The sequence below is a fragment of the Lactiplantibacillus sp. ME-2 genome (assembly GCF_022549155.1).
GTDB lineage: Bacteria > Bacillota > Bacilli > Lactobacillales > Lactobacillaceae > Lactiplantibacillus > Lactiplantibacillus plantarum.
Genome location: NZ_JAKZEQ010000150.1, coordinates 1 through 287 on the forward strand (window position 1 = coordinate 1; position 287 = coordinate 287).

Genomic DNA, 287 nt, shown 5'->3' on the forward strand with positions numbered 1-287 from the left:
AGAGCATCTGACTTTTAATCAGAGGGTCGACAGTTCGAGACTGTCACGGCTCATTGTTCACGGCTCATAATTAAATAGTTTCACAAAAGTTATTGTTGATTTATGTAACTGAGCATGATATGATGTTATAGTTGTGTTAATCGTCATGCCGACTTAGCTCAGCTGGCAGAGCATCTGTCTTGTAAACAGGGGGTCGGAGGTTCGAATCCTCTAGTCGGCATTAACTGAATAGTTATGCGGAAGTAGTTCAGTGGTAGAACATCACCTTGCCATGGTGGGGGTCGCGG

At 44.3% G+C, this 287-nt stretch carries 1 tRNA gene; it reads left to right on the plus strand.

The annotated features are described in order from the left end of the window. The first annotated feature begins 147 nt into the window (after positions 1–147). Positions 148–220 (plus strand) — tRNA-Thr (locus tag MMY95_RS15760). The last annotated feature ends 67 nt before the right edge of the window (positions 221–287 follow it).